This window comes from Streptomyces purpurogeneiscleroticus (genome assembly GCF_020024005.1).
Classification (GTDB): Bacteria; Actinomycetota; Actinomycetes; order Streptomycetales; family Streptomycetaceae; genus Streptomyces; species Streptomyces purpurogeneiscleroticus.
Genome location: NZ_NHSG01000488.1, coordinates 1 through 8947, shown reverse-complemented (window position 1 = coordinate 8947; position 8947 = coordinate 1). Strand labels below are relative to the sequence as shown.

Below are 8947 nucleotides of genomic sequence, written 5' to 3'. Positions count from 1 at the left end.
CGCACCTCCGCACCGGTAACCGCACGTTCACCCGCAACAACGGCAACCGTGAAGGAGCTCCCCCGATGAGACATCACCTCAGACCCGGCACGCCCCGCCGCGCCTCCGCCCGCACCCTGCTCGCCGCCGGCACCGGCATCGCAGCCACGGGCGCACTGTGCCTGGCCGTCACCGCCCCCGCCACCGCGGCGGCACCCGCCGCGGCCGGCTCCACCACCGTGACCCCCGCCGGTCACGCCTTCGCCGCGAAGCTCAGCGGCAAGGCCACCTTCAAGGCCGGTTCGGTGACCGTGACCTGCACGGTCTCCAACGCCACCGGCAAGGTCCCGGACGCGCCCGCGAACCACAACGACGCGGGCCCGGTGGCCAGTACGATCACCGCCCCGACGTACAGCTCCTGCACGACGAGCATGGCGGGCGTCAGCGCCACCGTCACCACCAGCGGCAGCTGGGGCGTGGCCATGCAGAACGGCGCGCCCAGCACGGCCGCCATGCAGATCCCCCAGGGCGGCGTCGTCGTGAAGACCAGCGGCCTCGCCAGCTGTACGGTCACGGCGGCGCCCGCCGGGCCCGCCACCGTGAACGGCACGTGGGCCAATGGCGCGCCGTCCACGCTCACCTTCTCGGGCGCAACGGTCCCGGTGACCGTCACCGGCGGTTTCGGCTGCCCGACCAGCGCGACCACCTCGACGTTCGGTGCCACGTACACGGTGTCGGACACGACCGACCCGGCCTCCCAGATCACCGTCACCGGCTGACAGCGCGATCGGCCGAAATGACCGGCTGAAGTGACCGGCCGACCGGCCGACCGGCTGACCGGCTGACCGGCCCGCATCCGTCCGAGTGGCGCGGCACGGCCGCCGGGCGGATGCTGGACGGGCGACGATCCGACGGCGCGGTGCTCTGCGGAGCACCGCGCCGTCCACGTGCGCCACGCCACAGCACGGGCCCCAGTTCCGGTGGATCGCAGCGACAAGGATCACAGGCATACTTTTGCGATGTCCGGTTTGGCGCCGACGTCGCCCTTGCAATGCGGCGCTTTTCGCCGATTCCCTTATGCGACCGTGCACACTCCGTGACGGTCCGTTCTGCCCCTATGGTCGATGTTCGCTCGTCGGAGGTCCGGCGGGTGATTGTTTTGCAGTCGTCCCAGAGAGCGCAGGCGAGCGAACACGTGCCGACGCACACTTCCGTCGCACCCGGCCCGGATACCCGCACCAAAAGTCCGTCCAGCACTTCGGTGAACGGTGCCACGGTCGTCGACCCGGCCATGGCGAAACGGGCCGTCTCGGCGGCCGCGCTCGGTAACGCGATGGAGTGGTTCGACTTCGGCGTCTACAGCTACATCGCGGTCACCCTCGGGCAGGTGTTCTTCCCTTCCGGGAATCCGACCGCGCAGTTGCTGTCGACGTTCGGAGCGTTCGCGGCGGCCTTCCTCGTGCGGCCCATCGGCGGCATGATCTTCGGTCCGCTCGGCGACCGCATCGGACGCCAGAAGGTCCTCGCGATCACCATGATCATGATGGCGATCGGCACCTTCGCGATCGGCCTGATCCCCTCGTACGCCGCCATCGGCGTCTGGGCCCCGGTGCTGCTGCTGATCGCCCGCCTGGTGCAGGGCTTCTCCACCGGCGGTGAGTACGGCGGCGCCTCGACCTTCATCGCCGAGTACTCGCCCGACAAGAAGCGCGGCTTCTTCGGCAGCTGGCTGGAGTTCGGCACGCTGGCCGGCTACATCGGCGGCGCGGGCCTGGTCACCCTGATGACCGCGCTGCTCAGCCATGACGACCTGCTCTCCTGGGGCTGGCGGATCCCGTTCCTGATCGCGGGCCCGATGGGCATCATCGGCCTGTACCTCCGGATGCGCCTGGAGGAGACCCCGGCCTTCGCGGAGATGGAGAAGGAGGCCGCGGAGCAGGAGAAGGAGCGCCGCGCCGCCGAGAAGAAGACCGGCATCCGCGAGATGATCTTCGGCCAGTGGCGCGCGATGCTGCTCTGCGTCGGCCTGGTCCTGGTCTTCAACGTCACGGACTACATGCTGCTGTCGTACATGCCGAGCTACCTGACCTCGGAGCTGAAGTACGACGAGACGCACGGTCTGCTGGTCGTGCTGGCCGTGATGGCCCTGATGATGTGCGTCCAGCCGTTCGCGGGCCGGGCCTGCGACCGCTTCGGCCGCCGCCCCGTGATCGCGACGGGCTGCATCGGCTTCTTCGTCCTCTCCATCCCGGCGCTGCTGCTGATCCGCCAGGGCTCGCTGGCCGCGATCGGCCTGGGCATGGCCGCGCTCGGCCTGCTGCTGGTCTGCTTCACCTCGACGATGCCGTCCACGCTGCCCGCGCTCTTCCCGACGAAGGTCCGCTACGGCTCCCTCTCGATCGCCTTCAACGTCTCCGTCTCGATCTTCGGCGGCACGACCCCGCTGATCGTCACGGCCCTGATCAGCGCGACCGGCGACAAGATGATGCCCGCGTACTACATGATGGCCGCCGGCGTCATCGGCGGTATCGCGGTGTGGAAGATGACCGAGAGCGCCGGCCGCCCGCTGCCGGGCTCCAAGCCCGCGGTGGCCAGCGAGGCCGAGGCCCGCGAGCTGAGCAAGGCGGCCTGACCCACCGCTCCGCAGCCGACTGCACGACGAAGCCCCCTGCTCCGGCAGGGGGCACTGTCGTGTCCGCACCCGGACGTGGAGTGTTGTCTCGGAGACAGTTACTTGCCGTCCGAGGGCTTGGGCTCGGGTGATCGCGGAGCCTCGGGCGGCATCGGCCCCCCGTCATGCTTACCGCTGTCCGCCATCATCAGCGGGTGCGCGAACGGCACACCACGCCAACCCTCAGCGTCAGGCGTACGCGCCTCGTACGTCTCGACTGCCAAAGGGGTCATGTGAACTCTCCTTCTTCTTTTGCGGGTCCTGGCCCGGATGACAGAGCAGTCATGCGTGCCCTTCCGGATGCCGACGCATGAAGACGTTGCAGTCGGTCACGGTCGTCATGTCGCCGCCCGCGCGGGCGCGGTCGCGCACGTTGGCGAGCTCCGTGCAGCCGGGGCATCCCTCAACGGGAATCGGCTCCACAAGATCCATGCGCAGCGGCAGTTCAACCGGATCACTCGGGTAGGTCTTCGCTTCGCCCATGCCCAACCCCCTGCAACGTTTCCCTGTCGGGTGAGCAGTCAACGACCCGGCGAGCGCCCCGCTCTACAAGCTTGCATGTGTTTGCACATCACTTGGTCCGCTGGTGGCCTTGACTGGCAGCACCGGAGCGGGAGGATGGCTGTGCAAGTTCTGGCAAGTCCCGCACTGAGAGAGGGCTGACATGGCGCTACGGTTCGTCGGGATTGACCCGGACACCGATCTCGAGCACTGCCCTACCGTCTGGGCTGACGAAGAGTCAGGAGAGCTGGTGATTCAGGGCTGGAAGGCCGGCCCCGAAGTTCGGGCGGCCTGCGAGTCGAACACCCCGGCCAACGGCCCGGTCCCGGACAGCGAAGAAATCATCAGGATCCCGGCCCGGATGGTGCCGATGATCCGGAAAGCGTGCGATGCGGTCGAGCATTCCAACGTTCGGTGAGCTACTGGCCGGAACCCGGGATTTTGCTGTTCATCTGGAAATGCGAGACGACTACGGCAGCAACCCCCGGCTAGAAGCATGGCGGCGTGGGCAGCGGGTCGACTGGAACGACCGCGAATCGTGGTGGCATCCGTTCCACCAGACGATTTCGGATGCCGTATCGCGCGGCGTTTCCATTCGTCGGGCACGTGTCGTCTCGGAACCTGTCAGCGAATACATTCGCTGGGAGCACTACTCGACTGAAGCCAACGTCATCGCCGGCGAAGAAGTACGCTGGTTGCCGCGCCGCCAGGCAACCGATGTCCTCCTGCCCGCCAACGACTTCTGGCTGTTCGACGGAAACCTGCTCCGTGTTCACCACTTCGCGGGGGACGGCAGCCATGTCGCGGATGAACTCAGTACGGACACCAACACGCTGAAACTGTGCGAGCAGGCGTTTGAGGCCGCCTGGCAGCGAGCAACCCCGCACAGCGAATACAAGATCTAGGCACAACCGGACAGCCAACTCATGCCATCTCCTTCGTCAAGAGCTCAGGAAGCCAGGGAAGCCCTGGCCGGCCGCTTGCGGGAACTACGTCTCGACGCGGGCATTACGGGGCGCGAGCTGGCTGTCCGTTGCGGATGGAGCGAGTCCAAGTCATCTCGGATCGAGCACGCCAGGACGCCTCCCAGCGACTCCGACATAAGGGCCTGGTGTACGGCGTGCGGCGTACCCGAACAGGCAGCCGACCTCATTGCCGCCAACCGGCAAGCGGATTCGATGTACGTCCAGTGGAAGCGGCTGCAGCGAACAGGGCTCAGGCAGCTACAGGAGTCGGGCGTTCCACTCTACGAACAAACACGACAGTTTCACGTGTACTGCTCCAACGTTGTGCCAGGTTTCTTCCAAACACCTGGATATGCAACAGCCTTGTTGACGTCAATCGCAAAATTCAGGGGAACACCGGACGATGTAGCAGACGCCGTCACCGCGCGAATGAAACGGTCCCACGTCATCCGCGAAGGTGACCATCGATTCGCCGTGCTGATCGAGGAACCGGTCTTGCGGTATCGGTTCGGCAGTACCGAGGTCATGGCCGCTCAGCTCGGACATCTACTGTCGGTCATGGCACTTCCGTCCGTCTCGCTGGGAATAATTCCGTTCACAGCACCCCGCGTTTCATGGCCCCTGGAAACGTTCACCATTTTTGACAGTCGGCGCGTGCACATCGAGACGCTAACGGCATCGATCAAGGAAACTCAGCCGAGCGATGTCGGGCTGTACCTCAAGGCGTTCGGGAACTTGGCAGAGCTGGCTCAGTACGGCGCCGAGGCCCGTTCACTTGTCACAGCAGCCATCGATGCCCTGACCGACTGACAGAAGCCGCGGGCGAATACGGGAGGCCATGGGGCGTCCCGGGTCGCGCGGCGCAATGCGGCGGGATGGCGTCAATGAGTGCGTCAAGACACGCACATGAACTGACCTGGGTCTCCGTCCACGGACGCCAGGGGCGGCCGGAACGCCCCGGGCCGACTGTCAGACCCCTGCCCCATACTTCACATCACCCGCAAACGCGGGCACGGCGGATGTTCCGCTGGTAGAGAGGGGGACGGGCTATGAGGCCGAACCGGGGATACTGCACCTGTAAGGGACCGTGGGACGACTGCGCTTACTGCCGGTCGCTGGAGGACACGAGCGCGCCGGAGGCCACCGGGACCGCCGAGCCCGCCAGTGAGGCGACGCGCGAAGGCGCGGACCAGGACTGAGCTGGGCCTTCACGACGCTTTGACGGGCGGATATAGGAGACTGCGCGCACAGAGTCGAGGTTAGGGCGCCAGTCCGGCGTCCGTTTCATGAGAGGTGTCATGTGCCTAGCGTGGTAAAGATCAATGTGCTGACCGTCCCTGAGGAGCAGCGGGAGGTGCTGGAGAAGCGCTTCGCCTCGCGCGCCGGCGCCGTGGAGTCCTCGGACGGTTTCGAGTGGTTCGAGCTGCTGCGCCCGGTGGAGGGCACCGACCAGTACCTCGTCTACACCCGCTGGCGGGACGAGGAGTCCTTCCAGGCGTGGATGGAGGGCCCGATGAAGGCCGCGCACCAGGGCGGCGGCGAGGGTGCCGAGCGTCCGAAGCCGGCCGCTTCCGGCTCGACCGTGTGGTCCTTCGAGGTCGTCCAGCAGGCCGCGCCGAAGAACGCCTGAGGCCGTGGTGACGGGGGAATGCACGACCGGCCGCCGGGTCTGGGCGGTCGCCGCCGAGCCGGTCGCCTCACCCGAGGCGGCCGGCGTGCTGCGGGCCTACCTGGCCGAGGTGGCCTCCCGCTGGTACGGCCGCCCGGCCACCGAGGAGGAGCTGGACCGGGCCGTCGCCGAGGATCCGGTCGACGACCTGGCACCGCCCCGCGGGGTGTTCCTGCTGGCGCGGTACGGCGACGAGCCGGGCGGCTGCGCGGGCGTACGGCTGCCGGCTCCGGGCACGGCCGAGCTCAAGCGCATGTACGTACGACCGGAGCTGCGCGGCAGCGGGGGCAGCGGGGCACTGCTGGCCGCCGCGGAGGCCGCCGCGCGCGGCCTGGGCGCCCGGCGCATCCGCCTCGACACGCGCCTCGACCTGGTGGAGGCGATCGCCTTCTACCGGCGGTCGGGGTTCGTGGAGATACCGGCGTACAACGAGGGTCCGTACGCGCAGATCTGGTTCGAGAAGCGGCTGGACTGAGCCACGCGCGAGAGGGCGGCCCAGGGTCAGGCCGCCGGGGTGGCGCGCGTGCGGCGCTGTACGGGCCGGGCGTCGCCGTTGTGCGGGCGTTCGCCGTCCGAGCCGCCCATTTCGGCGGTCAGCTGCCGGACGAGTTCGGTCAGGTCGGTGGGGCGGTCCTTGGTCCACCAGTCGCCGAGCAGGTCGGCCAGCGCCTCCTGGCGGGCGGCCGCGAGCCGGTGGGCGACCCGCCGCCCGGCCTCGGTGAGCACCATCGGCATCCCCTCCCGCTCCGCGAGCCCCCGCTCCTCCAGCTGCCGGGTCGCCTCGGAGATCACGCCGAGCGGTACGGCGCTGCGCTCGGCGAGCACCGCGGGCTCCACCGAGCCGTACCGGTTCATCCGCAGCACCATCCAGCTCGCCGCCGGTTTCAGGTCGAGGCCGGCGCGCGCGGTGATCGACTGGTACAGCTTCTTGCGGCCCTCCAGGGAGCCGAGCTTGCTCAGCGCGCGGGCGCACTCGTCTCGCGAGGACCGCTCGACGGGGTTGGAGGAGAGGACTTCCGAGGTGTCCGGGGCCGTGACCGAGCCCCGCAGCGGCTCCTCCTTGAGCAGCCAGGCCAGGGCGAAGGCGAGCAGGACGACGGGCACCGCGTAGAGGAAGACGTCGGTGATGGATGTCGAGTAGGCGTCCAGGACGCCGGATGCCTCGCCCGGCGGCAGCTTTGCCACCGCGCGCGGGTCCTCGGCGAGCGTGCCCGGGTCCACGCCGGGCGGCAGGGGGCGGCCGGCGAGCGCGTCGGTGATCCGCGGGCCCAGCATGTTGGCGAAGATCGTGCCGAAGATCGAGACGCCGAAGGACGCGCCGATCGACCGGAAGAAGGTCGCCCCCGAGGTGGCCACGCCCAGGTCGGCGTACGGGACGGCGTTCTGCACGATGAGCACGAGGACCTGCATGACCAGCCCGAGGCCGAGGCCGAAGACGAAGAAGTACCCGCTCATCTCGGCGACGCTGCTGGCGCGGTCGAGGTTGTGCAGGAGCAGCAGGCCCACGGCGGTGACCGCGGTGCCGGCGATCGGGAAGACCTTGTAGCGCCCGGTACGGCTGACCAACTGGCCCGAGACCGTGGAGGAGAGCAGCATGCCGACCACCATCGGCAGCATGTGCACACCGGACATGGTGGGTGTGACACCGTGCACGACCTGGAGGAACGTCGGCAGGTACGTCATCGCGCCGAACATCGCGAAGCCGATGACGAAGCCGATGGCGGAGGTGACCGCGAAGGCGCGGAGCCGGAAGAGGCGCAGCGGCAGGACGGGCTCGGCGGCCCGCCGTTCGACCAGTACGAAGGCGCCGAGGAGCAGCACGCCGAGCACGCCGAGACCGATGATCTGCCAGGAGCTCCACGGGTAGCTGACCCCGCCGAGCGAGGTCATCAGGACGAAGCAGGCAGCGACCGCGGCGATCAGGGCGGTGCCGAGGTAGTCGATGCGGTGCGGGGTGCGGCTCGACGGGATGTGCAGCACGGCGGCGATGACGATCAGGGCGACCGCGCCGATGGGCAGGTTGATGTAGAAGACCCAGCGCCAGCTGAGGTGGTCGACGAAGAGCCCGCCGAGCAGCGGCCCCAGTACGCTCGTGCCGCCGAAGACCGCGCCGAACAGGCCCTGGTACTTGCCGCGCTCGCGCGGCGGCACGATGTCGCCGACGATCGCCATCGACAGCACCATGAGACCGCCGCCGCCCAGGCCCTGGACGGCGCGGAAGGCGATCAGCTGCGGCATGTTCTGCGCGATGCCGCACAGCACGGAGCCGATCAGGAAGATCACGATGGCGGCCTGGAAGAGTTTCTTGCGGCCGTACTGGTCGCCGAGCTTGCCCCACAGCGGGGTGGCCGCCGTGGAGGCCAGCAGATAGGCGGTGACCACCCAGGAGAGGTGGTCCAGGCCGCCGAGCTCGCTGACGATCGTGGGCAGCGCGGTGGCGACGATGGTCTGGTCGAGCGCCGCGATCAGCATGCCGAGCAGCAGCGCGCCGATCGCCACCAGGACGGTCCGCTGCGGCCGCTCCTCGGCGGGGACGGCGGGAGCGCTGGTGTCCTGCGCCATGGACGTCTCCTTACGTCGGAACCGCGGCGGGGAGCGCGTGACGGGCGCCGGGCAGCGGCCGGGGAGCGGAGCCGCACTCCCCGTCCGATCATTTTGCCCCGCTATAGCCGGTCGGGCGACGCGTCGGTCTCCGGTTGTTCACGTCCGGGGGCCCTGTGCAGGAGGCGGCGGCGTCTGGATAATCGCAGCCGACGACGAGGGAGGGGACCCGTACGTGAAGGCCAGGAACTGCCCGACCTGCTTAGCCCCCGCTCGGACCGACGGCCGCCCCGGCTGCCGGTGCGAGCAGGCGGCAGCGCCGGATTTCGACCCCTTGCACATCCGGCCGTACATCTCGCTGCCGGACGCGCCCGACCCGGACGATCACCCGGACCCGCCCCGCAGGCCCCGCGCGTTCACGGTGCGGGCCTACAGTCCGCCGGCGTTCCCGCCGCCTTCGTACGTCCGGGTGGAGCGGCCGCCGTACGCGCCGCCGCCGTACACCCCGCCGCCGGTCCCGGAGCCGTACGCCGCGCGGACCGACGGGCCGTACACCGGGGAAGCCCCCGCGCCGTACTCCGCCGGGTCACCCGGCCGCCGGGCCGGGCTCCCCGTCGCGGG

At 69.1% G+C, this 8947-nt stretch carries 9 protein-coding genes and 1 pseudogene; 7 read left to right on the top strand and 3 right to left on the bottom strand.

Going from position 1 to position 8947, the window contains the following annotated elements; all coding sequences use genetic code 11:
• Positions 1 to 65 precede the first annotated feature (65 nt).
• Positions 66 to 758: a hypothetical protein gene (locus CCS38_RS34925; protein WP_223737640.1), complete on the top strand. Its 693-nt coding sequence runs from the start codon at positions 66 to 68 to the stop codon at positions 756 to 758.
• A 512-nt stretch (positions 759 to 1270) separates the two neighbouring features.
• Entirely contained in the window at positions 1271 to 2611 is a 1341-nt protein-coding gene (gene proP / locus CCS38_RS34920) for a glycine betaine/L-proline transporter ProP (RefSeq protein WP_372457208.1), read from the top strand.
• 321 nt (positions 2612 to 2932) lie between these two features.
• Here the strand turns inward: proP and CCS38_RS34915 are convergent, their stop codons facing one another.
• A complete protein-coding gene (locus CCS38_RS34915) occupies positions 2933 to 3133 on the bottom strand; it encodes a hypothetical protein (RefSeq protein WP_223737638.1) in 201 nt (66 codons plus the stop codon).
• 181 nt (positions 3134 to 3314) lie between these two features.
• Here CCS38_RS34915 and CCS38_RS34910 point away from each other — a divergent pair, with 181 nt between their 5' ends.
• The 5 genes from CCS38_RS34910 to CCS38_RS34890 all read left to right on the top strand — a co-directional run bounded on the left by CCS38_RS34910 (position 3315) and on the right by CCS38_RS34890 (position 6260).
• Positions 3315 to 3569 (top strand): hypothetical protein, encoded by a 255-nt coding sequence (locus CCS38_RS34910; protein ID WP_223737637.1) that lies wholly within the window; start codon positions 3315 to 3317, stop codon positions 3567 to 3569.
• The gene (locus CCS38_RS34905; RefSeq protein WP_223737636.1) at positions 3541 to 4056 is read left to right on the top strand and encodes a DUF6879 family protein; all 516 of its coding nucleotides are present in this window, start codon (positions 3541 to 3543) and stop codon (positions 4054 to 4056) included. Before CCS38_RS34910 ends, CCS38_RS34905 begins: the two co-directional genes overlap by 29 nt.
• A 21-nt stretch (positions 4057 to 4077) precedes the next feature.
• Positions 4078 to 4926 carry a helix-turn-helix domain-containing protein gene (locus CCS38_RS34900; RefSeq protein ID WP_223737635.1) on the top strand — a complete coding sequence of 283 codons (849 nt, stop codon included), beginning with the start codon at positions 4078 to 4080 and terminating at the stop codon, positions 4924 to 4926.
• Between the two features lie 490 nt (positions 4927 to 5416).
• Complete coding sequence (locus tag CCS38_RS34895; RefSeq protein WP_223737634.1) at positions 5417 to 5746, top strand: antibiotic biosynthesis monooxygenase family protein; 330 nt, start codon at positions 5417 to 5419, stop codon at positions 5744 to 5746.
• Between the two features lie 4 nt (positions 5747 to 5750).
• Positions 5751 to 6260 carry a GNAT family N-acetyltransferase gene (locus tag CCS38_RS34890; RefSeq protein ID WP_223737633.1) on the top strand — a complete coding sequence of 170 codons (510 nt, stop codon included), beginning with the start codon at positions 5751 to 5753 and terminating at the stop codon, positions 6258 to 6260.
• A 26-nt stretch (positions 6261 to 6286) separates the two neighbouring features.
• Here CCS38_RS34890 and CCS38_RS34885 read toward each other — a convergent pair whose 3' ends face one another.
• Together CCS38_RS34885 and CCS38_RS34880 are read right to left on the bottom strand one after the other, a co-directional pair.
• On the bottom strand, positions 6287 to 8347 hold the full coding sequence (locus CCS38_RS34885; protein ID WP_223737632.1) for an MFS transporter: 2061 nt from the start codon (positions 8345 to 8347) through the stop codon (positions 6287 to 6289).
• 408 nt (positions 8348 to 8755) lie between these two features.
• Positions 8756 to 8947, bottom strand: a pseudogene (locus tag CCS38_RS34880) (serine/threonine protein kinase); the annotation flags it as partial.